General features: G+C 69.9%; 21 protein-coding genes and 1 pseudogene. 7 read left to right on the top strand and 15 right to left on the bottom strand.

Features of this window, described 5'->3' with window-relative positions:
• Positions 1-49 precede the first annotated feature (49 nt).
• Positions 50-955: a LysR family transcriptional regulator gene (locus tag G4D85_RS23180; RefSeq protein ID WP_164015530.1), complete on the bottom strand. Its 906-nt coding sequence runs from the start codon at positions 953-955 to the stop codon at positions 50-52.
• Between the two features lie 173 nt (positions 956-1,128).
• Here G4D85_RS23180 and G4D85_RS23175 point away from each other — a divergent pair, with 173 nt between their 5' ends.
• Both G4D85_RS23175 and G4D85_RS23170 read left to right on the top strand, forming a co-directional pair.
• Positions 1,129-2,187 (top strand): SDR family oxidoreductase, encoded by a 1,059-nt coding sequence (locus G4D85_RS23175; protein WP_164015528.1) that lies wholly within the window; start codon positions 1,129-1,131, stop codon positions 2,185-2,187.
• A gap of 83 nt (positions 2,188-2,270) precedes the next feature.
• Complete coding sequence (locus tag G4D85_RS23170) at positions 2,271-2,855, top strand: pyridoxamine 5'-phosphate oxidase family protein (RefSeq protein WP_164015526.1); 585 nt, start codon at positions 2,271-2,273, stop codon at positions 2,853-2,855.
• Positions 2,856-2,857: 2 nt separating this feature from the next.
• Here the strand turns inward: G4D85_RS23170 and G4D85_RS23165 are convergent, their stop codons facing one another.
• From G4D85_RS23165 to G4D85_RS23150, 4 genes are all read right to left on the bottom strand, one after another.
• On the bottom strand, positions 2,858-3,265 hold the full coding sequence (locus tag G4D85_RS23165; protein ID WP_164015524.1) for a hypothetical protein: 408 nt from the start codon (positions 3,263-3,265) through the stop codon (positions 2,858-2,860).
• 255 nt (positions 3,266-3,520) lie between these two features.
• A complete protein-coding gene (gene clpP, locus G4D85_RS23160; RefSeq protein WP_164015522.1) occupies positions 3,521-4,126 on the bottom strand; it encodes an ATP-dependent Clp endopeptidase proteolytic subunit ClpP in 606 nt (201 codons plus the stop codon).
• A gap of 176 nt (positions 4,127-4,302) precedes the next feature.
• Positions 4,303-5,703: a class II fumarate hydratase gene (gene fumC, locus G4D85_RS23155; protein ID WP_164015520.1), complete on the bottom strand. Its 1,401-nt coding sequence runs from the start codon at positions 5,701-5,703 to the stop codon at positions 4,303-4,305.
• 120 nt (positions 5,704-5,823) lie between these two features.
• Positions 5,824-6,174, bottom strand: a complete 351-nt coding sequence (locus tag G4D85_RS23150; RefSeq protein WP_164015518.1) for a PspC domain-containing protein — start codon at positions 6,172-6,174, stop codon at positions 5,824-5,826.
• 270 nt (positions 6,175-6,444) lie between these two features.
• Here G4D85_RS23150 and aceB point away from each other — a divergent pair, with 270 nt between their 5' ends.
• The 3 genes from aceB to G4D85_RS23135 all read left to right on the top strand — a co-directional run bounded on the left by aceB (position 6,445) and on the right by G4D85_RS23135 (position 10,020).
• A complete protein-coding gene (gene aceB / locus G4D85_RS23145; RefSeq protein WP_164015516.1) occupies positions 6,445-8,070 on the top strand; it encodes a malate synthase A in 1,626 nt (541 codons plus the stop codon).
• A 50-nt stretch (positions 8,071-8,120) separates the two neighbouring features.
• The gene (gene aceA / locus G4D85_RS23140) at positions 8,121-9,407 is read left to right on the top strand and encodes an isocitrate lyase (protein WP_164015514.1); all 1,287 of its coding nucleotides are present in this window, start codon (positions 8,121-8,123) and stop codon (positions 9,405-9,407) included.
• 190 nt (positions 9,408-9,597) lie between these two features.
• Positions 9,598-10,020 carry a hypothetical protein gene (locus G4D85_RS23135; RefSeq protein WP_164015513.1) on the top strand — a complete coding sequence of 141 codons (423 nt, stop codon included), beginning with the start codon at positions 9,598-9,600 and terminating at the stop codon, positions 10,018-10,020.
• 84 nt (positions 10,021-10,104) lie between these two features.
• Here G4D85_RS23135 and G4D85_RS23130 read toward each other — a convergent pair whose 3' ends face one another.
• From G4D85_RS23130 to G4D85_RS23090, 9 genes and pseudogenes are all read right to left on the bottom strand, one after another.
• Positions 10,105-10,350 (bottom strand): hypothetical protein, encoded by a 246-nt coding sequence (locus G4D85_RS23130; protein WP_164015511.1) that lies wholly within the window; start codon positions 10,348-10,350, stop codon positions 10,105-10,107.
• A 102-nt stretch (positions 10,351-10,452) separates the two neighbouring features.
• Complete coding sequence (locus G4D85_RS23125; protein WP_164015508.1) at positions 10,453-10,791, bottom strand: hypothetical protein; 339 nt, start codon at positions 10,789-10,791, stop codon at positions 10,453-10,455.
• Positions 10,792-10,844: 53 nt separating this feature from the next.
• A complete protein-coding gene (locus tag G4D85_RS23120) occupies positions 10,845-12,143 on the bottom strand; it encodes a TIGR04013 family B12-binding domain/radical SAM domain-containing protein (RefSeq protein ID WP_164015506.1) in 1,299 nt (432 codons plus the stop codon).
• 87 nt (positions 12,144-12,230) lie between these two features.
• A complete protein-coding gene (locus G4D85_RS23115) occupies positions 12,231-13,754 on the bottom strand; it encodes a pyridoxal-dependent decarboxylase (protein ID WP_164015504.1) in 1,524 nt (507 codons plus the stop codon).
• 61 nt (positions 13,755-13,815) lie between these two features.
• Positions 13,816-14,184, bottom strand: coding sequence for a DUF2019 domain-containing protein (locus G4D85_RS23110; protein WP_164015502.1), 369 nt, complete (start codon positions 14,182-14,184; stop codon positions 13,816-13,818).
• A 15-nt stretch (positions 14,185-14,199) separates the two neighbouring features.
• Complete coding sequence (locus tag G4D85_RS23105; protein ID WP_164015500.1) at positions 14,200-14,550, bottom strand: DUF2019 domain-containing protein; 351 nt, start codon at positions 14,548-14,550, stop codon at positions 14,200-14,202.
• Between the two features lie 43 nt (positions 14,551-14,593).
• Positions 14,594-14,944 carry a DUF2019 domain-containing protein gene (locus G4D85_RS23100; protein WP_164016082.1) on the bottom strand — a complete coding sequence of 117 codons (351 nt, stop codon included), beginning with the start codon at positions 14,942-14,944 and terminating at the stop codon, positions 14,594-14,596.
• Positions 14,944-16,302: pseudogene (gene sitA5, locus G4D85_RS23095) on the bottom strand (SitA5 family polymorphic toxin). Before sitA5 ends, G4D85_RS23100 begins: the two are co-directional and overlap by 1 nt.
• Before the next feature lie 154 nt (positions 16,303-16,456).
• Positions 16,457-17,452, bottom strand: coding sequence for a heparin lyase I family protein (locus tag G4D85_RS23090; protein WP_164016080.1), 996 nt, complete (start codon positions 17,450-17,452; stop codon positions 16,457-16,459).
• Between the two features lie 348 nt (positions 17,453-17,800).
• Here G4D85_RS23090 and G4D85_RS23085 point away from each other — a divergent pair, with 348 nt between their 5' ends.
• Complete coding sequence (locus tag G4D85_RS23085) at positions 17,801-18,826, top strand: arginine N-succinyltransferase (RefSeq protein WP_164015498.1); 1,026 nt, start codon at positions 17,801-17,803, stop codon at positions 18,824-18,826.
• A gap of 12 nt (positions 18,827-18,838) precedes the next feature.
• Here G4D85_RS23085 and G4D85_RS23080 read toward each other — a convergent pair whose 3' ends face one another.
• The gene (locus G4D85_RS23080) at positions 18,839-19,945 is read right to left on the bottom strand and encodes a lasso peptide biosynthesis protein (RefSeq protein WP_164015496.1); all 1,107 of its coding nucleotides are present in this window, start codon (positions 19,943-19,945) and stop codon (positions 18,839-18,841) included.
• Between the two features lie 63 nt (positions 19,946-20,008).
• On the opposite strand from G4D85_RS23080, the gene G4D85_RS23075 reads away from it, so the two are divergent.
• Positions 20,009-23,155, top strand: coding sequence for an ABC transporter substrate-binding protein (locus G4D85_RS23075; RefSeq protein WP_164015494.1), 3,147 nt, complete (start codon positions 20,009-20,011; stop codon positions 23,153-23,155).
• Positions 23,156-23,165: the final 10 nt, after the last annotated feature.

Below are 23,165 nucleotides of genomic sequence, written 5' to 3'. Positions count from 1 at the left end.
AAATTGTCTCAGGCGCGGGCGAAAGAATTCGCCGCGTGCGCCGGGCCCGTCAGTCCAGCCGCACCTTCGCGGACAGGTAGTCCAGGAAGGCCCGCACGCGGGGAGGCAGCGGCCCTCCCGCGCCGAGGAACACCGCATGAATCGCCTCGGTGTCCCCGGGGTTGTGGTCCTCCAGCACCAGCACCAGTCGCCCGGCGGCGACGTCGTCCTTCACCTGGAAGGCCGCGAGCCGCGCGAGGCCGAGCCCCCCGAGCGCGAGCTGCCGCAGCGCCTCGCCATTGCTCGCCTGCGCGTTCCCGACGGGGGAAATCACCACCTCGGCGCCACGGTGCACGAAGGGCCACCCCTCCACCGCGCGCGCATAGCCGAACCGGAGCAGGTTGTGCCGCTCCAGCTCCCTCGGAGTCGCCGGAGTCCCCACGCGCTTCAGGTAGGCGGGCGCCCCGACGACGACCATCCGCGTCTCGCCCAGCTTGCGCGCGACGAGGTCCGAGCTCTTGAGCGGCCCGCTGCGAATCGCCACGTCCGTGCGCTCCTCCAGGAGGTTGACCACCTCGTCGGTCAGGACGAGGTCCAGGGTGATGGCGGGGTGGAGTGAGAGGAACTCCGGAACGAGCGGCAGCAGGAAGTGTGTGCCGAAGGGCACGCTGGCGTTGACCCGCAGGCGGCCTTGCGGCGCGGCGCTCGTGGCGGCCCCACGCTCGGCCTCCTCCAGGTCGGCGAGGACGCGGACGCTCCGCTCGTAGAAGGTGACGCCCTCGGGGGTGAGCTGGAGTCGCCGCGTCGAGCGATTGATGAGCCGGGCGCCCAGCCGGCCTTCGAGCCGTGCCACGAGCTTGCTGACCGCGGAAGGCGTCATCCGGAACGCGCGCGCCGCGGCGGAGAAGCCGCCGAGCTCGACGACCCGGACGAACACCTCCATCTCCCCAGAGCGGTTGACGTCCAGACGCGCCATCGTGAGTTCACCTCACAAGTCCTGTGCCGTGCGGCGGCATGGCCCACGAGCGATGCCGCGCCCATTATCAGGTGCGTTCGCGGTTGTCGCCGCGAGGCCAGCCTTCCCCGCCCGCCGTGCGTGGCCCCTCCGCCACCGCCGCACGGCAGGCGCCCTTCCCACAGGAGTGAGTCATGAGCACGCAGCGCAAGGTCGCCCTGGTCGTCGGAGCCCAGGGAGTCATCGGCCGCAACCTCGTCACCCACCTCGCGGCGCTCGGCGACTGGGACGTCATCGGCGTGTCGCGCCGGGGCGGCGCGTCCGAGGGCCGCGTCCGGTACCTCGCGGTGGACCTGCTCGACCGGAACGACACCCGCGAGAAGCTGGGCGCGCTCTCCCACGTCACGCACATCTTCTACGCCGCGTACCAGGACCGACCCACCTGGGCGGAGCTGGTGCCGCCGAACCTGGGCATGCTCGTCAACGTGGTGGACGCCCTCGAGCCCATCGCCCCCGGCCTGCGGCACGTCAGCCTGATGCAGGGCTACAAGGTCTACGGCGCGCACCTGGGCCCGTTCAAGACGCCGGCCCGCGAGACGGACGCGCACCACATGCCGCCCGAGTTCAACGTGGACCAGCAGGCCTTCCTGGAGTCACGGCAGCGGGGCAAGGCGTGGAGCTGGTCCGCCATCCGCCCGTCCGTGGTGTGCGGCTTCGGACTGGGCAACCCGATGAACCTGACGATGGTGATTGCCGTGTACGCGGCCATCTCGAAGGAGCTGGGGCTGCCGCTGCGCTTCCCGGGCAAGCCGGGCGCCTACGACAAGCTGCTGGAGATGACGGACGCGGACCTGCTGGCGAAGGCCACCGTGTGGGCGGCGACCGACGAGCGCTGCGCCAACCAGGCCTTCAACATCAACAACGGCGACCTGTTCCGGTGGAGCGAGCTGTGGCCGAAAATCGCCCGCTACTTCGAGCTGGAGGTGGCCCCACCGCTGCCGATGTCGCTCGACGTGGTCATGGCCGACAAGGAGCCGCTGTGGAAGGCCATGCAGGAGAAGCACGGGCTGGAGCGGCACCCCTACAAGGACGTGTCGTCCTGGCGCTTCGGCGACTTCGTCTTCGCCTGGGACTACGACGTGATTGCCGACGGCACCAAGGCCCGCCGGTTCGGCTTCCACGAGTACGTGGACACCGAGGCGATGTTCCTGCGCATCTTCGACGACTTCCGGCGGCGCCGCGTCATCCCCTGAAGTCTGGCGGGGCGGACGACGCGGCCGTTAGCATGCCCACGACCGCGGCGTGGCACCTCGCTCGCGGCAGGAGGAACGCAGTCGTGGCGAAACAGTTCCCGCACCTCGAGCCCACCCACCGTGAGTTCATCCAGCGCCAGCGGCTGTTCTTCACCGCCTCCGCCGCGTCCACCGGGCATGTGAACCTCTCGCCCAAGGGGCTCGACGCGCTCCGCATCCTCAGTGACACGGCGGTCGCCTACCTCGACCGCACCGGCAGCGGCAACGAGACGGCGGCGCACCTGCTGGCGGACGGGCGCCTCACCCTCATGTTCTGCGCCTTCGAGGGGCCGCCCCTGATTCTGCGCCTCTACGGACGCGGCCGCGTGCTTCCTCGTGGCGGCCCCGAGTACACCCGCCTGCTGGCCTCCGACTTCGGCGGCGTGGAGCCCGTGGGCGCCCGGCAGATGGTGTGGCTCGACCTCGAGCTCGTGCAGACCTCCTGCGGCTATGGCGTCCCGCTCTACGAGTACGGCGGCGAGCGTCCCACGCTCACGAAGTGGGCCGAGGCCAAGGGCCCGGAGGGGCTGAAGACCTACCGGCACCAGAAGAACCTGCTCAGCATCGATGGCCTGCCGACCGGCCTCGTTGAAGCGGAAGACACCGGCCACGAGAGCCCGGCCACCTGACGTCAGGGAATGGGGCCCCTGCTGCCCGGGTCTCCGCTCCCGCCCACAGCCGCGTCGCTGGGCAGGTCACGCGGGATGACTTCAATCTCCTGGGCGCGCGTCACGCGGCGGGCCAGCTCGTCGAACTCCAGCTCCAGCAGGCGGCCAGGCTGGTCCGGGAGCCCGAAGCGCAGCCGCCAGTAGTTGGGGCGTATCTCGATGGCCTCACTGGCCTCGGCCACCAGGAGGCTGTTGTGCCGGGCGTATTCCTGCCCCGCCTGGATGACGTCCCGCTGTCCGAGCTCCTGCTGGATGGTGTACGCCGAGGGCGGCTCGGGCGGGCGGCCCGTGGGCGTCGTACCGCACGCGAGGCCGGCCACGAGCGCGGGCACGAGCGAAGCGAAGGACAGGAGTATGCGGGGCGGGGGCATGCCTGAAGCTTGAGCATGCGCCATGCCACGCGCAGCCGAGGGAGCGGGCGCGCGGACCGCGCAGAACCTGCGCCTGCCAGGGCCTCCAGCGCGGAGCCTGCGCCACGAAAATGGCGGGAATGCGAGGCGCCGGGCAGGTGCACCACCACGGCCACGCCTCAAGCTACGTATGACCGGGGGCGGGCGGCCTCGCCCTGCCTGGAGCGAACCCGGTCGGCCCGGCCCCCGCTCGGCTGGAGCGGGGGCGGCGGGAGCCTACTTCCCCGGGGTGGGGGTGATGACGCGCTGCTTCTCCACCACCTCGTCGATGAGGCCGTACTGCCGGGCATCCTCGGCGCTCATGAAGTAGTCGCGCTCGGTGTCCTTCTCGATGCGCTCGATGGTGTGGCCCGTGTGCTTCACGATGAGGCCGTTGATGTAGGCGCGGAGGCGGAGGATTTCCTTGGCCTGGATGTCGATGTCCGTGGCCTGGCCCTGCGCGCCGCCCAGCGGCTGGTGAATCATGATGCGGCTGTTGGGGAGCGCGTAGCGCTTGCCCTTGGCCCCGGCCAGCAGCAGCAGCGCGCCCATGGACGCGGCCTGCCCGACGCAGATGGTGGACACCGGACACTTCACGTACTGCATGGTGTCGTAGATGGCCAGGCCCGCCGTCACGGAGCCACCGGGCGAGTTGATGTAGAGGTTGATGCCCTTGTCGGGGTCCTCGGACTCCAGGAACAGGAGCTGGGCGACGATGATGTTGGCCACGTCGTCGTTGACGGGCGTGCCCAGCATGATGATGCGGTCCTTGAGGAGCCGGCTGTAGAGGTCGTACGCCCGCTCGCCGCGGTGCGTGGTCTCAATGACGAAGGGGACGTTCATGGCCTCAGTACCCTAATCTCCCTCCCCCCGACGCGCCCGTCCCTTCTTCCCGGAGCGTGCGCTGCACCACGCTTGGGGCCTGCCTCCCCGGAAGGAGGGCGAGGCCTTCGAGGCCTGGAGGTCAGGCCCACCTTCCCGCACACGCCCCGGCGCGGTGAAGCGGGAGCGCGCGAGAATCAGTCCTTCTGCCCCGTCATCGCCTCCGGGCGGACCCACTGGTCGAACTGCTCCGCGGTGAGCAGGCCCAGCTCGACGGCGACCTCCTTGAGCGTCTTGCCCTCCTTGTGGGCCTTCTTCGCGATTTTCGCCGCGTTGTCGTAGCCGATGTGCGGGTTGAGGGCGGTGACGAGCATCAGGCTGCGCTCCAGGTTCTCCCGGATGCGCGGCATGTTGGGCTCGAGTCCCACGGCGCAGTTGAGGCGGAAGCTGCGCATGCCGTCCGCCAGCAGCCGGCAGGTCTGCAGGGTGTTGTGGATGATGAGGGGCTTGAAGACGTTCAGCTCGAAGTTGCCGGACGCGCCGCCCACGGTGACGGCGACGTCGTTCCCCATCACCTGGGCGCACAGCATGGTGAGCGCCTCGCTCTGGGTGGGGTTCACCTTGCCCGGCATGATGGAGCTGCCCGGCTCGTTCTCCGGAATGGTGATTTCTCCCAGGCCGGAGCGGGGCCCGGAGGCCAGCCAGCGCACGTCATTGGCCACCTTGAAGAGCACCGCGGCCAGGCCCTTCAGGGCGCCGTGCGCCTGGACGAGCGCGTCGTTGGCGGCGAGCGCCTCGAACTTGTTGGGCGCGGTGACGAAGGGGTGGCCGGTGAGGCGGGCAATCTCCTTCGCGACACGCTCGGCGTAGCCCCTGGGCGCATTGAGGCCGGTGCCCACGGCGGTGCCGCCCAGGGCCAGCTCGTACAGGTGCGGCAGGGTCCGCTCCAGGTGTCCCCGCGCGTGCTCCAACTGGGCCACGTAGCCGCTGAGCTCCTGCCCCAGGGTGAGCGGCGTCGCGTCCTGGAGGTGGGTGCGGCCAATCTTGACGATGTCCTTGAAGGCGCGGGACTTCTCCGCGAGCACCTCGCGGAGCGACTTCAGCTCGGGGAGCACGTGCTCGACGAGGGCGGTGGCGGCGGCCACGCTCATCGCGGTGGGGAAGACGTCGTTGGAGCTCTGCCCCTTGTTGACGTCGTCGTTGGGGTGGACCTTGCGGGCCTCGCCGCGCTCGCCGCCGAGCAGCTCCGAGGCGCGGTTGGCCAGCACCTCGTTGCAGTTCATGTTCGTCTGGGTGCCGCTGCCCGTCTGCCAGATGCTCAGGGGGAACTCGCCGTCGTGCTGGCCGGCGAGGACCTCGTCGGCGGCCTTGACGATGACCTCGCCCTTCTCGCGCGACAGGGAGCCGTTCTCCATGTTGACCAGCGCGGCGGCCTTCTTCACCAGCACGAGCGAGCGGATGAGCGCGGGCGGCATGCGCTCGGTGGAGATGGCGAAGTTCTGGAGGCTGCGCTGCGTCTGCGCGCCCCAGAGGCGCTCGGCGGGCACCTCGATGGGGCCGAAGGTGTCCTTCTCGATGCGAACGTTCTTCGTGCTCACGCGCGGGACTCCTCGAAAGGGTGGAAGGCGGGGCGTCAGCGAATAACAGGCCGGGCTCGCGACCACGAGCCCCGCCTGACTACCGTTGTCCCGTGAGCACTCCCACCACAACCGGAGCGCCTAGACGCGCTTCTCGACCTCGGGGGAGTCGGCGTTGCCGAGGCCGCCGAGCCAGTCCACGGTGCGCTGCAAGGGGGCCGTCCCGTGGAGGGAAGGCGGCGTGAAGGCCCACAGCAGCAGGTACACGAGCATCGCGGTACCGAAGGACACGGCCAGCGCCACGACGAAGCCCACGCGCACCAGGGCCGGGTCCACGTCGAAGTGGTGGCCGAGCGCGGCGCACACTCCGAACAGCTTCCGCCCCTCGACGTCCCGGTGCAGTGGCTCCGTGCGCGAGCCGCAGTGCGGGCACTTCCGGGCCTCCACCCTCATCTCCTCCGCGCAAGCCGTGCAGCGCTTCATTGCGTCCATGGTGCGTCACTCCTCTGCGGGCCCCCTTGGCGTCAGCGGCCCGCATTCCTACCTACGGAGGCTGGCGCTCCCGATTGCGCCCCCGCTCGCCCCCTCCGGGTGGGTGGGTTGCCCACAGCGCGTTTGTTGATTTACAGATTTAATCCCATCCCTGTTGACAGGATTACAGGCAAGCAGGCAGAACTTCACCAGCACTTCCATTCCTCCCTCGGAAGATCCATTTTCCGAACCGTCGAACCGATTTACAACGCACCAAGCCAAGGAGTCCGGATGAGCCCCGCAGCCCCTTCGAAGCAGACCCCGGCCTTCGGCGCGGGCGTGGTGGTGAAGGGGCCCTGGCACCCCGACTACGCCGAGGTGCTCACCCCCGAGGCGATGGAGTTCGTCGCGAAGCTGGTGCGCACCTTCGGAGAGCGCCGCGAGGCCCTGCTGGAGCGCCGCAAGGTGGTGCAGCAGGCGTGGCGCAAGGGCGAGCGGCCCCACTTCCTGCCGGAGACGAAAGCCATCCGTGAGGGGAACTGGACGGTGGCTCCGCTGCCCGAGGACCTCCAGGACCGCCGGGTGGAAATCACCGGCCCGGTGGAGCGGAAGATGATCATCAACGCGCTCAACTCGGGCGCGAATGTCTTCATGGCGGACTTCGAGGACGCCAACAGCCCCACCTGGGACAACGTGGTGCGCGGGCAGCTCAACCTGCGCGACGCCGTCCGCCGCACCATCAGCTTCACCGCCGAGGGGGGCAAGCACTACGCCCTCAACCCGAAGCCGGCCGTCCTCTTCGTGCGTCCCCGCGGCTGGCACCTGCCCGAGCGCCACGTCGAAATCGACGGCAAGCCCATCTCCGGCTCCCTCTTCGACTTCGCCCTCTTCTTCTTCCACAACGCCCGCGAGCAGCTCGCGCGCGGCACCGGCCCGTACTTCTACCTGCCGAAGATGCAGAGCCACCTGGAGGCCCGGCTCTGGAACGACGTGTTCCACCTGGCCCAGTCGGAGCTGAACATCCCGCGCGGCACCATCAAGGCCACCGTCCTCATCGAGACGCTGCCCGCCGCGTTCGAGATGGACGAAATCCTCTACGAGCTGCGCGAGCACTCGGCCGGCCTCAACTGCGGCCGCTGGGACTACATCTTCAGCTTCATCAAGACGCTCCAGTCGGACACCGGCGTCGTCCTGCCCGACCGCGGGCAGGTGACGATGGACAAGGCGTTCCTCAACGCCTACTCGCAGCTGCTCATCCAGACCTGCCACCGCCGCAACGTGCACGCCATGGGCGGCATGGCGGCCTTCATCCCCATCAAGGGTGACGCGGCGGCCAACGAGGCGGTGCTGGAGAAGGTCCGCACCGACAAACTGCGCGAGGTGAAGAACGGCCACGACGGCACCTGGGTGGCCCACCCGGGCCTCGTGCCGGTGGCGAAGGCCATCTTCGACGAGCACATGAAGGGCGCCAATCAGCTCGCCAACAAGCGCGAGGACGTGCGCATCGGCGAGGCGGAGCTGCTCAAGGTGCCGTCCGGCACGCGCACCGAGGACGGCCTGCGCCACAACATCCGCGTCGGCATCCAGTACACCGCCGCGTGGCTGGGGGGCCTGGGCTGCGTGCCGCTCTACAACCTGATGGAGGACGCGGCCACCGCGGAAATCTCCCGCGCCCAGGTGTGGCAGTGGATTCACCACGACGCCTCGCTGGACGACGGCCGCAAGGTGACGGCGGAGCTGTTCCGCACGCTGCTCGTCGAGGAGATGGCTCGCATCGACAAGGAGGGCGCGAGGGAGCGCTACGGCGCCGCCCACCTGGAGCGCGCCCGCGTCCTCTTCGAGCAGCTGTCCACCGCGTCCACCTTCGAGGACTTCCTGACCCTGCCGGCCTACGAGGCCCTGGACTCGCGGGGATGACCCAGCAGCACCTTCAGTCAACCACTTCAAACTGTAGCGAGGAGCCTGCGATGTACGACGCCACGCCGACGACCACCGAAGCCTCCCCTCACGCCAAGCTCCACGCCCAGCGCTTCGAGGGAATCACCCGCAACTACACGCAGAAGGATGTGGAGAAGCTGCGCGGCTCCATCACCGTGAGCTACACGCTGGCGGAGATGGGCGCCAAGAAGCTCTGGGAGCTGCTCCACACCGAGGACTACATCAACGCGCTGGGCTCGCTCACGGGCAACCAGGCGGTGCAGATGGTCCGCGCGGGCCTCAAGGCCATCTATCTCTCCGGCTGGCAGGTGGCGGCGGACGCCAACTCGGCCGGGCAGATGTACCCGGACCAGAGCCTCTACCCGGTGGACAGCGTCCCGGCCGTGGTGAAGAAGATCAACAACTCGCTGCGCCGCGCGGACCAGATTGACCACGCGGAGGGCCGCGATGACCGCTACTGGTTCGCGCCCATCATCGCGGACGCGGAGGCCGGCTTCGGCGGCCCGCTCAACGCCTTCGAGCTGATGAAGAGCATGATTGAGGCGGGCGCCGCGGGCGTCCACTTCGAGGACCAGCTGGCCAGCGAGAAGAAGTGCGGCCACATGGGCGGCAAGGTGCTGGTGCCCACCAGCCACTTCATCCGTACCCTGACGGCGGCGCGCCTGGCGGCGGACGTCATGGACGTGCCCACGCTCGTCGTCGCCCGCACGGACGCGGACAGCGCCAAGCTGCTGATGAGCGACGCGGACGAATACGACCACGCCTTCATCGACAAGAAGGGCGGCCGCACCCCCGAGGGCTTCTACCGCCTCAACGGCGGCCTGGACTGCGCCATTGCCCGCGGCCTGGCGTATGCCCCGTACGCGGACCTGGTGTGGTGCGAGACGAGCACCCCGGACCTGGCCCAGGCGAAGAAGTTCGCCGAGAGCATCCGCGCGAAGTACCCGAACAAGCTGCTGGCCTACAACTGCTCGCCGTCCTTCAACTGGAAGAAGAACCTGGACGACGCCACCATCGCGAAGTTCCAGCGTGAGCTGGGCGCCATGGGCTACAAGTTCCAGTTCGTCACCCTGGCCGGCTTCCACGCGCTGAACTTCGCGATGTACGAGCTGGCCCGGAAGTACAAGGACCGCGGAATGGCGGCCTACAGCGAGCTGCAGCAGGCCGAGTTCAGCGCGGAGAAGGACGGCTACACCGCCACGCGCCACCAGCGCGAGGTGGGCACCGGCTACTTCGACCAGGTGGCCGAGGTCATCTCCGGCGGCAACGCCAGCACGCTCGCCCTGCACGAGTCCACCGAGGCGCACCAGTTCTAGGACTCCCGGGGGCCTGAAGGGCCCCGGAAAGCCACACCCGGAGGCCGTGGACGGCGGGCAGCACGCCCGTAAGTCCGCGGCCTTCGGCCTTTTTCGGGGGGACGCAACTTCCGGCCGGTCCGGGCGATAATGTGGATCAGAGGCCTGAAGCGCGCGAGGTGTGCGCTCCCCGGGCCGCGACGGAGCCGCCATGAGCCGCATCAACTCCTTCACGAGTCCCCGGGTCCAGACGCCCGCCACCCAGGCCAGCAGCGGCCCTTCCCGCACGGGCTTCGGCTCGCTGGTGCAGCAGGGCGGGATGTCGGCGGCGGCCAACCGGCCGGGCGACCCGCTGATGATGTCCGGTGGCGCCGTGGTGTCCTCGGCGCTGGCGTCGGTGGGCAGCTCGCCGCACAGCGGGCTGATGAACTCCTACCTGTCGGCCGTGGGCCGCAAGCCCATCGCCCCGGAGGGCGCCGCGGCGCAGACTCAGGGTGCCACCACCGCGCAGCCGGGCTCGGAGCAGGCGAAGCAGGAGCAGGCCATGATGGACCTGGCCGCGCTCTCCGCCGCGACGCTGGGCAACTCCATCATCCACATGGGCAACAAGAACAAGATCAGCCTCGACACCTGAGCTGTTCCTCGAGTCGAAGGTCTGAAGGGCGGGAGCGCACCACGCGAGTGGTGGCCCCGCCCTTTCGATTTACAGGGGCCCTGGCTAGCCCTTCTTCTTGTTGCTGCTCTTGTCGTACTTCTTCCGGTACTCCTCATGAATCTCGGAGGTGCCGTTCCACGGCAGGCTGGCTTCGGTGCGCTGACCGCCGTGCTGCTCGGAGATGTCGTTGAGGTACTCGGCGCGGCCCTCGGCGGGCACCTCGTCCCCCGCCGCCTCCGGGTCCTTCTGCTTCGCGGGGTCCAGGGGGATGCCGACGCTGCGCTTGAGGTATTCGTCCTTCGGGTCCATGCGGGGCTCCTTCGGGAAGGGGACGTTGACGCCTTGCCTCGAAGGTGGGGACGGACGCCCACCCCGCGCAGGGAGCGAGCCGCCTGACGAGCCCCCGCTGGACTAGTTGAGGTACTTCGGCCGGGGCGGCTCGGCGGGCTGCTGCTTCATCATCTCCAGCCCCTGGCGGGTGAGGACGAAGCGCACCACGCCCGAGCCCCGCTCGGTGTCGATTTCCGCCTCGAAGGCCGGGCCGTAGATGCCACCCAGCGACACGTCCTTGCGCAGGTTCACCACCCGGCCGCTCAGCATGTCGCCCGCCACCTCCTTCATCCCGTCACCGCGCTGGTGCAGCTCGTAGGCGGCCTGGTGCAGCGTCATCGCCAGCGCCGGCGTCAGCGGCTGGGAGCTGAACAGGACGGAGATGAGGACCCAATAGGGAGGAGCCTGGTCGGAAGACATCGCGCTCCCATCCTAAACGCCTCGGGGGACGCGGGCCCGAGGAAGTGCCGGGCTCAGGGGGTGGAGGCCCGATTCGCCCGGGGCTTGCGGCGCGAGACGATGCCCTCGGCCAGCACGGCCTGGTGCTTCCAGTGGCCATACAGCCGGCCCTGCGAGGCGAGCCGATCCAGCTTGCGCTGCGTCTCCCCGTCCACCCGGCCGGCGGGGGCGTCGCGGTAGGGCGTGCCGGGCAGCGGCATGAAGGTGTGCCCGTGCACGCGGGCGCCCAGCGCGGCCAGCCGCTCCATGAGGGCCACGGTGGCGTCCACGTCCGCGGGCTCCTCGCCGGGCAGCCCGAGGATGAAGTCCACGTTGGGCACGAAGCCTCCCTCCACCGCGAGGCGGGTGGCGCGCACCACCGTCTCCACGTCGTGGCCCCGGCGGGTGCTCTGGAGGATGCGCTCGGAGCCGGACTGCCCGCCGATGATGAGGTTGTCGTTGTGCACGTAGCGCTTGAGCAGCGCCAGCGCCTCGGGGGTGACGTGCTCGGGGCGCACCTCGGAGGGGAAGGTGCCGTAGTAGATGCGCCCGTCGGGAGCCATGGCCTCGCGCACCGCCGCGAGCAACTCCTCCACGGCGGACAGATTCACGGACTCGTCCGCGGTGCCGTAGGACATGGACGTGGGGGTGATGAAGCGGATGTCGCGCCGGCCCGAGCGCCGCAGCTCGCGCGCCCAGTGCGCCACGTTGGCCACGGAGCGGTGGCGGAAGCGCGCCTTGCTCATGAAGGGCGTCTGGCAGAAGCGGCAGGCGTAGATGCAGCCGCGCGTGATTTCGATGGCGCCGTACATGGCGTTGCGCGCGGCGAAGGGAGGGAAGTCGTCGAGCTGGACGCCCTCGCCCCGGCCGTTCTGCGCCAGCTTCCCGTCCTTGAGGTACGCGACGCCGTGCGTGGCGCGCGGGTCTTCACCGCGCAGCACGCGGCCGAGCAACTCGCGCAGGGAGTGCTCGCCCTCGCCCACGGCAATCACGTCGAAGCCGGCCTGGAGCGTCTGGAGGGGCTCGGCGGTGGCATGGACGCCGCCAGCGATGCAGAGCACGCTCCGCCCGTCCAGCCGCTCACGGACCCAGGCGAGCTCCTCCACCGCGGGGCCGAAGCTGGCCGAGTAGAAGGACCACGCGGCCACCACGGTGTCCCCGGCGTCGGCGCGCTCGCGCACGGTGGCGAGGAGCGTCTCGCGGTCTCGTGGGAAGTGGAGCGACACGTCCGCGAGCGCCGGGTCCGACTCCACGGCGCCGGCCAGCACGGTGAAGGCGTACTTGCCCGGGTATTGGTAGCTGAGGACGAGCGCGACGCGGCGGTGGGGCTCCATACAGGGAGGGCATGATGCCACACGGGCCGCGCCGCAACGCTTTCAGTGAGCGGGCGGGCAGGCGCACCGCCGCCGCTCGACCGGGGTTCAGCCCGAGGCGGCGGCGAGCGCCTCCCAGGCGGCGCGCACGTGGCGCTCCTCCGTGTACGTGCCCCCAATGGCCATGCGGAGCACGTAGCGGGCCGGCCGTCCCTCCACGGAGGGCAGCACCGTGTGCGTGAGGAACAGCTTCCCCGAGGCGTTCACCCGCTCCAGCAGGGCGCGGTTGCGCGCGTCGGTGGCCTCGGGCGTCTCGCCCGGCTCGGGCTTCAGGCGGAAGCACACCAGGGAGAGCGAGCGGGGCGCGGCGATTTCGAAGCGGGCGTCGTGGGACGCCCAGGACTCGAACTGCTCGGCCATCCGGATGTGGCCCCGCACATGGGCGCGCAGGCCGCGCGCACCGTAGTGGCGCAGCACGAACCAGAGCTTCAGCGCGCGGAAGCGGCGGCCGAGGGGTACCTGCCAGTCGCGGTAGTCGATGACGGCGCCGCTCGCGCTCGCCGCGTTGCGAAGGTACTCGGGCGTCACGCTCAGTGCGTCGAGGAGGGCACGGCGGTCTCGCGTGTAGAAGGAGTTGCAGTCGAAGTTGGTGAGCAGCCACTTGTGCGGGTTGAAGGCGAACGAGTCCGCGACCTCCACGCCGTCCAGCAGGCCCCGGTGCTCGGGGCAGACGAGCGCGGCACCCGCCCATGCGGCGTCCACGTGCAGCCAGCCACCCGCCGCGGTGACGCCCGTGCGCTCCAGCACCGCGCCCACGGCGCGGACCGGGTCGAACGCTCCGGAGGAAGTGGAGCCCAGGGTGGCGCAGACAAAGAAGGGGCGCCGGCCCGCCGCCAGGTCCTCGCGGATGGCGCGCTCCAGCACGTCCGGGCGAAGCGCATAGTGGGCGTCGGTTTCGAGCTGCCGCACGTGCACCGTGTCATCGGCGCCCCGGGCGACTCCGCACAGCATGGCGGCCTTGAGCACGGACGAGTGGGCCTGCGTGGAGGAGTACGCGACCCACTCGGTGTCAGCGGGTGCGCCGTGGCGGCGGACGCGCTCGCGGGCAGCCACCATGGCGACGAGGGTGGCCTCACTGGCGGTACCCTGGATGACACAGCCGCCGGTGGCGGAGGTGGAGTAAAAGGACGCGGGCAGGCCCGTCAGCTCGGCGAGCCAGTCGAGCACCCGCGTCTCCATCTCCGTGGCGGCGGGGCTGGTGGACCAGAGCATGCCCTGCACGCCGAGGCCCGCGGACAGCAGCTCGCCGAGCACGGCGGGGCCGGAGGCATTGGCGGGGAAGTAGGCGAAGAAGGAGGGGGACTGCCAGTGCGTCAGGCCGGGCAGCACCACGTCCTCGAGGTCTCGGAAGACAGCGTCCCAGCCCTGCTCACCGTCGAGGCCCTCTTCGGGAGGATGAATGGGGAGCTTCGATGCGACGCCGCCCGGGGCGACCTGGGAGCGGACGGGGAAGGACTCCAGGCGGGACCAGTAGTCGGCAATCCAGTCGACCATCCGGTGCCCGAGCTTCCGAAACTCCTCCGGGCTCAGGTGGGGCACCGCTCCGTCAGCGTCACGCGCGTCGTGGCTCATGGGCGCGGTTCCTCCCACGGGTGGCGCAAGGCTTCAAGCGCATGGGTGCGGAGGCGGAGTGCTACTCAGGGTCGAGGGCCCAGGTACCCTCCTCCCACCGCTTCAGGGCCTCGGAGGCCGCGAAGGAAACCATTCCTTCGCCCCCTGCGGCTTCAGAGAGCACCGCCTTCGCTTCATCAGTTCGGTGGCGGAGTAGGAAGGCCGCCGCTTTGACCCGTACGTCCATTCGGGGATGGGTGAGCAATGCCGCAAGCGCGTCCCTTCCGGCGTTCCCATGCGCGCACAACTTGTCGAACGCGATGTTGACCTGCCTGGCGTACTTGTTACCGGTCCTGGCATCCCCCTGCCAGATGGCATCGGTCTGCGCGGCCGCATGGCGGGCGAACTCTTCCACGAGTTCGGTGAGCGCGGCTTCCAATGGGTCATCCATCGCAGGCAGCAAGAGTCAGTCCACGTCCAGGGTCCACGTACCTTCGCTCCAGTACTTCAAGGCTTGGGCAGCCTCGAATGGAATCATCCCTTCGCTCTTCGCTGCATCTTCCAGCACGGGCCTGGCCTGCTCAGGTCTTTCGCTGAGCAGGTAGATTGCGGCCTTGACCCGGACATCCATCCGGGGGTGGGCGAACAACGTGGAGAGAGCATCCATCCCATCCTCACCATGTTCGCGGAGCTTCTTGAACACGGCGATGTACTTCCTGGCATGCCGATTCCCTGTCCTGGCATCCCCGTTCCAGAGCGCATCAGTTTGTGCGGCCACGCCTGCCGCAAACTCTTCTGCGAGGTCTTCCAGTTTCATCTCCAGAGTTCCTGCAAACAGCGAAGCCCTCCATCCTGCGTCGCTACTCTGGGTCAAGCGCCCATGTGCCCTCTTCCCACCGCTTCAGGGCCTGGCCGGCCTCGAAGGGCACCAACCCTTCCCCCTTGGCCGCATCTTCCAACACGGCCTTGGCTTCAGCCGTCCGGTAACGGAGCAAATGCGCTGCGGCCATGACGCGCACATCCATGCGCGGGTGCTTGAGTAGTACGCATAGCGCGTCACGACCTGCGTCGCCTTGAGCGAGAAGCTTGTCGACAGCGGCACCATACTTTCTAGCGTGCTTGTTACCGGTCCTGGCATCACCTCGCCAGATGGCATCGGTCTGCTCGGCAACATGCTCCGCGAACTGCTCCACAAGTTTCTCGAGAGTCATCACCAGATGCCCTTCCTGACATTCTCGATGGCGAGCAACCCGAAGTCGCGCTGCACCTCGTACGACTTCGTCCTCAGCCATTGTCGCACGGTCAGACTGCGCGAACTGGTAATACCTCGTCGGATGGATGAGTAGAGCGCGCTGACTCGGGTGTGAAGCGCCTCGTCCAGGGGGATGACGTTCCGCGTGTTGTGGATGGACTCGGGCCCGAACCGCTGCACGTTCCCCGGCGTCTGCTCGACAATGTGGTGCCACTCCTTCCCTGGGCCCGCCTTGCCCATCGCCTTCTTGAAGCCGCTGTGCGACTTCCAGGCCCTGACTCCAGGCGGCTGGGACGAAGCCGATGTGCCCCCGCCCCGCGTCCCACGGGCAGCCATCGCCACGGCACCCGGCGCCAGCCCCAGCGTGACGCCTTCAGCCGTCACCGCCACCGTCTCCACCTGCCCCACCGCTCCGTAGACGAGTCCGGCCTGCGCCTCGGCCCGCACCGTCGCCTGCGCGGCCCCTGGCAGCTTCGGCAACTTCGCCGCGAAGGCCGTCGACGTGCTCCCCATCGCCGCCATGGCCAGCATCGCGAACGCCCTCGCCGCGTTCCTTCCCATCACCTTCCCGTACCGCTCCCCCGCTTCGCGCAGCTCATCGAAGCTCGTCGCCCGCTCCGACTCCTCCCAGAGCCGCTGGAAGCCCAGGATGAGCCCCCTGAACGTGTCCACTCCCACGTAGACGAGGAGGGACGCAGTCAAGGTCGCGGCCAGGCCTTTGGAAAAAGGCTCCGGCACCGTCCACAAGATTGCGTACATCGTCATCGTCCACAGAGCCGCGGCCACCATGGCCTCCGGGTCCGCCATGTCCTTGAAGGCCTCCAGCATCTCCTCCAGCACGGCCCCTCGAGCCATACCCAACGCCAGCGCGAAGCGCCCATCCCCGGTGACGACAGGACTCTCCACCAGCAGTCGCAGGCAGTCGCCCTGCATCCCTGTCCGCTCGCACCAGGCCAGATAGGCGCGCGTCAGTGACACCTCCGCCGCTGGCAGCTCCGCCTCCAGCTACTCGCCCGGCTCCACCGAAGTGCGGCGGCGACTGCGTGGCTCAAAGGTGTACGTGCCGCCGCGCGCATCCATCTCGAACAGCCGCCGCGCTGCCTCCTGCGGCCGCACTGGAGGACGCACATCGCGCGCCAGCTCCGCCACGCCCTCCTGGAAGTCGTCCTCGTCCAGCGACACCGGCGCGGCGTCCGCGTCACGCGGAACATGGACGAGGGGAGCACCCTCCCCGGTCTCCAGACGCACGACCTGCCGGGCTCCGCCACACGCGGCCAACAGCACCCACAGCAGCGGCCACCATCCGAGAGACTTCACGTGAACCCCTCCAACCGGGCGCCTGCGTTCGAGCCGCGCCACTCCAGAAGGAGGGGTCCATCAAGTCAAGCTCGCGGCGGGCGACCACGGGCCCATGCCACGCGCCTTCACGACAGAGGCGCGCGAGCCCACGGCTCGCGCGCCCCGTAACTCCTCAGCTCCGCCGACGCCGGACCCGCGCCAGTCCCAGCAGGCCCAGCAACGTGAAGGCCGCGAGCGGTACACCTCCGGCACTGCTGCACCCCACCTCACCGGCAATCGCCTCCTCCGTCGGGAAGCCCTGAGCGGGCGGCACGCCCGTCCCCGGCATCGGCTCCGGGTCCTCCGGGGCCTCTTCCACCGGCGGCGTTCCCGCATCCACGTCACCCGGCTCCTCGGGAGCACCGGCATCCACATTCCCCGGGCTCCCGGCGTCCACGGGCGGCGTCCCGGCGTCCACGGGCGGCGTCCCAGCGTCCACGGGCGGCGGCACCACCACCGGCATCACATCCGCCAGCGTCGTCGCCTGCACGAAACCGTCGTGATAGACGACGCCCACCGGCTTCACGGTGTCATTCCGATACAGCCCCAGCTTCAGATAGTTCTTCTGCCCCGAGTACATCGTCACCGCGCCCCGCTTGGGCAGCACGAGCTCCTTGTTGTGCCACAGCTCGATGAAGCCCGTGTTCGCGGTGGCACCCCACTTCACGTGCATGATGAACTCGTGCCACACGCCGCGGACCAGCTTCGTGCGCCAGGGCACCTCACCCGTGCCGGGGAGCGACAGGCGAATCTCCTCGCCCCTCACGTAGAACTCCACCGGCGGCGAGCCGCAGCACCCGTCATGGTGCCACTGCGTGAAGAGCTGCCACGTGTCCACGCTCGGGAAGTCCGTCGCGAACATCACCTTCCAGCGGTAGTAGTACTCCGAGCCCACCGCCTCCTTGCCCTGGTACACCAGCTCGTTGCGATTCCCGCTGGAGTTGATGGGGTCATCGCCCTGCCGCACCGTCGCCTTCAGCGCGTACTTCCCTTCCGCGACTGGCGACGTCACCACCTGCAAGCGGTCCGCGCTCACCATCTGCGTGCCCGAGTACTGCGAGCGGTCTCCCGACTCGAAGTCACCGCGCCACACGATTCCGGCCGAGGCCAGAACAGGAACCAGGCACATCGCAAGCGCTACGGGGACGAAGGCTCTCAATGCTGTGTCCTTGCGAAGGTTTGACATCCAACGATTGACACACCGTAGCGCAAGGCATTCCGCACTTCATTCCGCCGCCCATTCCTTCCCACCTGCCTGACAACAGGGCAGCCAACCAGACAAGCCCCCGTGCGGCGTGAAACATGTTTCACCTCCGGAGCCGTCCGAGGCCACCCCCCAGGCGGCCCGGCCTGTCAACCCGTCAACGCAGCGCGCCACCGACAGGCCGAGCAACCAAGGGGCTGACTGACGGCAGGCGTGGTGTATGGTCCCCACCCTTCCGGCACCCCCTCTGAAGGGGGCGTCCCCGGTGCACCCATGCTTGTCCTGCGTGACGTCCAGAAGACCGACCTGGCCGGCCTCAAGCGGCTCGCCGCCGTGCTCAACACGGTGAACCTGCCGAACAACGAAGAGACGCTCGAGGCCATCATCGACAAGTCGGTGAAGAGCTTCGCGGGAAAGGTGAAGAACCCCTTCGACCGCGAGTACCTCTTCGTCCTGGAGGACGTGCGCAACAACCTCATCATCGGCACGTCGATGATCATCGCCCAGCACGGGACGTACGAGGCCCCGCACATCTACTACGAGGTGAGCGAGCGCGAGCACTACTCCGCGTCCCTGGAGCGGCACCTGCGCCACAAGGTGCTCTCCATCGCCTACAACTACGAGGGCCCCACCGAAGTCGGCGGCCTCGTGGTGGACCCGCCCTACCGCGCCACGCCGGACAAGCCCGGCAAGCAATTGTCCTACGTGCGCTTCCTCTTCGTCGCCATGCACCGGCGCATCTTCCGCCCGCGCGTGCTGGCGGAGTTGCTGCCGCCGCTGCTGCCGGACGGGCGCAGCCTGCTGTGGGAGGCGTGCGGCAAGAAGTTCACCGCCCTCACCTACCAGGAGGCGGACCGCCTCAGCCGGCAGAACAAGGAGTTCATCAAGGAGCTGTTCCCCTCCTCGGACATCTACGCGTCGCTCTTCCCGGACCGCGTGCAGAAGGTGCTCGGCGAGGTGGGCCCCCAGACGCGCGGCGTGCAGCGCATGCTGGAGCGCATCGGCTTCAGGTACGTGGAGCGCATCGACCCGTTCGACGGCGGCCCCCACTTCGAGGCCAACACCGCCGACATCTCCCTGGTGCGCAAGTACCGCACGGTGAAGCTGGCCGAGGAGGACTTCGAGCTGGAGGGCGATGACGTGCTCGTCGCCTTCGAGCGCGACGCGGGCCGCAACCGCTTCCGCTCCGTGCGCTGCCAGGCCCGTCTGGACAACACCGTGGCCTACCTGCCCGCCCGCGCCAAGGAAATCCTCGGCGCGGAGCCGGGCGTGAAGCTGTCGCTCATCCCCTTCGAGTAGCCCGCCTCGCCGTCACGGCCGGCGCACCACCCGGTGCGCCCCGCGCAGCAGGGCCAGCCAGCGCTGCCCGGCTTCCAGCGCCGGGCCTCGCGCGTCCGCCAGCGCCAGGGGCAGGTGCGTGTCCGGCATCACCGCGTCCAGCGACGTGGGGTCCAAATCCAACGTCCCGCCCCGCGCCAGCGCCACCCGCACCCAGGCGTGGGGGCGCGCCGGGCCTCCGTCCACCACCAGCAGCCCGTGCACCAGCGCCACCTTCACCCCGCGCTCCCGCGCTCGCGCCGCGAAGCGCAGCGCATGGGCAAGGCACCCGCCCGCCTCGCCCTCGCCGTCCTCGTTCCAGTCCGCCGCGCCCGGCGCCTTGTCGGTGAAGGCCGCGTGGACCCGCGCCGCCAGCGCCTTCGCCGCGCCCGCCTCCCAGGGCGTCATCGCCTCCAGGCGCTCGGGCACCGGCAGCGGAGGCTCCAGCGCCAGCGGGCCTCGCGCGCCCTCCACCGGCAGGCCCTGCGCGAAGAGCTCCGGCGGCGCGCGCAGTCGCTCGTCGGGTGCCGCCGCGGTGAAGCGGGAGTCGCCCACCTCCAGCGCCTCCAGCCGGCCGCTCTCTCCGTAGCTCGCACGGAAGGGGGCGCCCAGCAGGGTGCCCTCCGCCCGATGTCCCTCCGCCCGGGTGACGCAGTGAGGGCCCTCGCGGCCGGACAGCTCCTCTCGCGCGACGACGCAGCCCACCGCTGGCGGTCCGCGCCACAGCCACAGCGACTGCGGCACCACCTCTTTCGCGTCAGGCCCGCGTGCCGCCTCGCCCGCCTCCACGCCTGAGCCGCGCATCCGTCCCGCCTCGCCTGCCTTCGCGCCCCGCTCCTCCTTCACCCGCCCCGCGGCATCCACCGCCAGCGTCACCTCGCGCCGTCGCTCGCCCGGCTGGCCGTCGCGCGTGTGCAGGTGCTGGCTGGCGTACGTGAAGTGTCCCTGTGACAACTTCAGCGTCACCATCCCCACCGGAACTCCACGCCAGGCGAAGACGAAGCGTGCCTCTTCGCGAGGCGCGGGCGACCCGCCCTCCGCACCAGGGTTCACGGGCTTCACGGGGAGCGCGAGGAGGAGGAAGGCGAGGAGGGCGGCCACGGACGTCAGTGTGCGGCGTTTTGAGGACCGGCGCGAGAAGGCGGGGTAGCGTGGCGTCCGTACATGGGCGCAAAACGGTACCTGTTCGCTTTCGGCCTGGCGGCAGGCCTCATCTCCGCGCTCGTCCTGGGGGGACTGCTACGGGCTGTTCACGGCGCCCCGCTCCCAGGCTCGACGTGGGCGGTGCTGCTCGTCGGCACGCCGACGCTCTACCTCGTGGGCGGTTACCTCGCGTGGTTCCGCTGGGCGGCCCGCCGTCGGCGCGTGCGCCAGCAGGTCATGTCCCGGCTCGCGGAGGGGGACCTCACCAACACGGTGAGCACCCGCTACGAGGGCCACGAAGACATGCGCCGGCTCATCCTGTCGCTGCGCCGCGCGCTGTCCCAGGTGCAGCGGGTGACGGCCAACCTCCACCGCACCAGCAACGAGGTGAGCGAGCAGGCCCGCATCCTGCTGGAGGCCGCCCGCCGCCAGGGCGGCGCCGTGGAGCGCACCCTCGAAGCCGTCAGCGGCATGGGCGGCAGCCTCCAGGTCGCCGTCAAGCGCGTGCACCAGCTGGAGGTCTTCGCCGTCGACACCACCGGCGCGCTGCTGGAGATGACCGAGCGGCTGGAGCAGGTGGTGCACGCGCTCGAGCAGGTCAACAGCTTCGCCCACAACACCAGCGCGCTGATGCAGGCCATGGCCGAGCGGCTGGCCAACATCGCCTCCTCCGGCGACGAGCTGGGCCGCTTCGCCAGCGAGGCCGAGGACTTCGTGGCCGCGGTGGAGGGCGGCATCGACTCCGTGCGCCGCCGCGCCAGCGAGACGAACCAGCTGGCCATCGCCGTGACGGCCACCGCCGAGCGCGGCGAGGTGCTCGTGGGCGACAGCGTCCAGGGCATGTACCGGGTGGAGGAAACGGTCCGCAAGGCCGCCGAGCTGATGGGCACGCTGGGCACCCGCTCCACCGAGATTGGCCGCATCGTCGACGTCATCCAGGAAATCGCCGACCAGACGAACCTACTCGCCCTCAACGCCGCCATCATCGCCGCCCAGGCAGGCGAGCACGGCCGCCCCTTCGGCGTGGTGGCCAACGAGATTCGCAACCTCGCCGAGCGCACCACGCGCTCCACGCGCGAAATCGCGAAGATGGTGTCCGGCGTGCGCGACGCGGTGCAGACCGCCGTGACGCTGGTGCAGGAGGGCCGCGAGCAGGCCACCGCCGGCGTGGCGCTCGGGGACCGCGCCGCCGAGGCGCTGGTGGAGATTCGCACCATTACCCAGCGCACCTTCACCGCCGTGGAGGCCACGGTGGCGGAGACGCAGCGGCTGGAGACGCAGGGCGCCACCGTCGTGGAGGCCAGCCGCCGCGTGGCCCGGCGCGTGGAAGACGTCACGCGCATGGCCATTGAACAGTCCGGCCACGCCCGCGAGCTGGTGCGCCAGACGCACGAGATGGCGCGCGTGGGCCAGGGCGCCTCGCAGAAGGCGGAGGCCCAGGCCCGCACCGGACGCGACTTGTCCGATTCCGTGGTGCGCCTGAGCGCGGCGATTGAAGAGCTGCGCTCCGCCAACGTGGTGCTCACCAAGGGCGACGCCTCCATCCGCGAGGAGGTGGCGCAGGTGCGCGAGGATGCGCGCCGGGTCATCCGCATCGGCGACGGGCTGACGCGCACGGTGGACCAGCTCGGCCACGAGGCCGTGGGCCTGGAGACGGAGGTGTTCCGCTTCAAGCTGCCCACGCCCCGCGCGGGCGGCACGCTGCGCGTGGGACTGCACCAGGCGGCGTCCCTGCGCAACCGGCAGGCGGTGGACCCCCTCTTCAGCGTGGAGAACCAGGTCGCCGAGCTCACCTCGTGCGTCTTCTCCAGCCTGCTGCGGCTGGAGGACGGCGGGCTGGAGCCGGACCTCGCCGAGCGCTGGGACGCGGACCCGTCCGCGCGCCGCTACCGCTTCTACCTGCGCCGCGGCGTCACCTTCCACGACGGCACGCTGCTCACCGCCACCGACGTGAAGCGCCACCTGGAGCGGCTGCTGGACCCGGCGGTGCGCTCGCCGGACCGCAGCCTGCTGGAGGACGTCGAGGGCGCGCCCGAGTTCACCTCCGGCCTGGCCCGCGAGGTGTCCGGCCTCGAGGCGCTGGACGACGGCACCCTCGAAATCCGCCTGCGCGAGCCCAAGGCCTTCTTCCTGCACCTCATGGCGCTCACGCCCACGGCGATAGCTCGGACGGACTCGAGCGGGCGGCTGGTGGGCACCGGCCCCTTCCGCCTCATCTCCCTGGACCCGGAGCGCGCGGTGCTGGAGCGCAACCCCGCCTACTGGCGCGCCGGGGGACCGCTGGTGGACCGGCTGGAGTTCCAGCTGCTGAACTCGCGGCAGGACGCGGTGACGCGCCTGCGGCAGGGCGCGCTCGACCTGGTGTCCTTCCTCGCCGCCGAGCACGTCGAGGTGCCCGGCCTGGAGTCCTTCCAGGTGGTGGCCAGCACCACGCCCTCCACCGCCTTCGTGGCGCTCAACCAGCGCGAGGCCCCGTACGACGACGTGCGCGTGCGGCGGGCCCTGCGCGCGGGCATGGACATCCGCGCCATGGTGGAGCAGTTCCACCCGGGCGCCCGCCTGGCGCGCACCCTGACGCCCCCGGAGCTGCTGGACGACAGCGAGGTGGGGCCGACGCCCGCTCCGGACGTGGGCCTGGCGGAGCAGCTACTGCGCGACGCGGGCCTGCGCCGGCTGCGGCTGTCGCTGCACCAGCCCACCGGCCGGGACACCTCCGCCGAGGACGCGGTGCTCTTCCGTCCGCTGTTGCAGGCGGGCCTGCTGGAGCTGCGCCACGTGGAGCTGACGCCGGAGGAGTACACGGCCCGGCTGCGCGAGGGGAAGATTCCCGCCTTCCGCACGCTGTGGCTGGCGGACTTCCCCGACCCGGACACCTTCCTCTACTTCCTCCTCAACTCCAGCGCGCAGACGGTGTACCCGCTGGGCTACCGCAACCCGGAGCTGGACCGCATCACCACGGAAGCGCGCGTGTCCATCGACCCGGGGCTGCGCCTGCAGCTCTACGTGCGCGCGGAGAAGCTCTTCCTGGAGGACTGCCCGCTCATCCCCCTGTACCACGACCGCATCCACGCGGCCGCCACGCCCACGGTGCAGAACCTGCGGCTGCACCAGACGCCGCCGCAGGTGCGCTTCGAGGACCTCTGGGTGGACCCGGGCGCGGCCTCCTGAGGCGCCTGAG

The sequence above is a fragment of the Pyxidicoccus trucidator genome, assembly GCF_010894435.1.
In the GTDB taxonomy this organism is placed as follows: domain Bacteria; phylum Myxococcota; class Myxococcia; order Myxococcales; family Myxococcaceae; genus Myxococcus; species Myxococcus trucidator.
The sequence above is the reverse complement of the archived record's forward strand: the minus strand, read 5'-3'. Positions and strand labels throughout refer to the sequence as shown.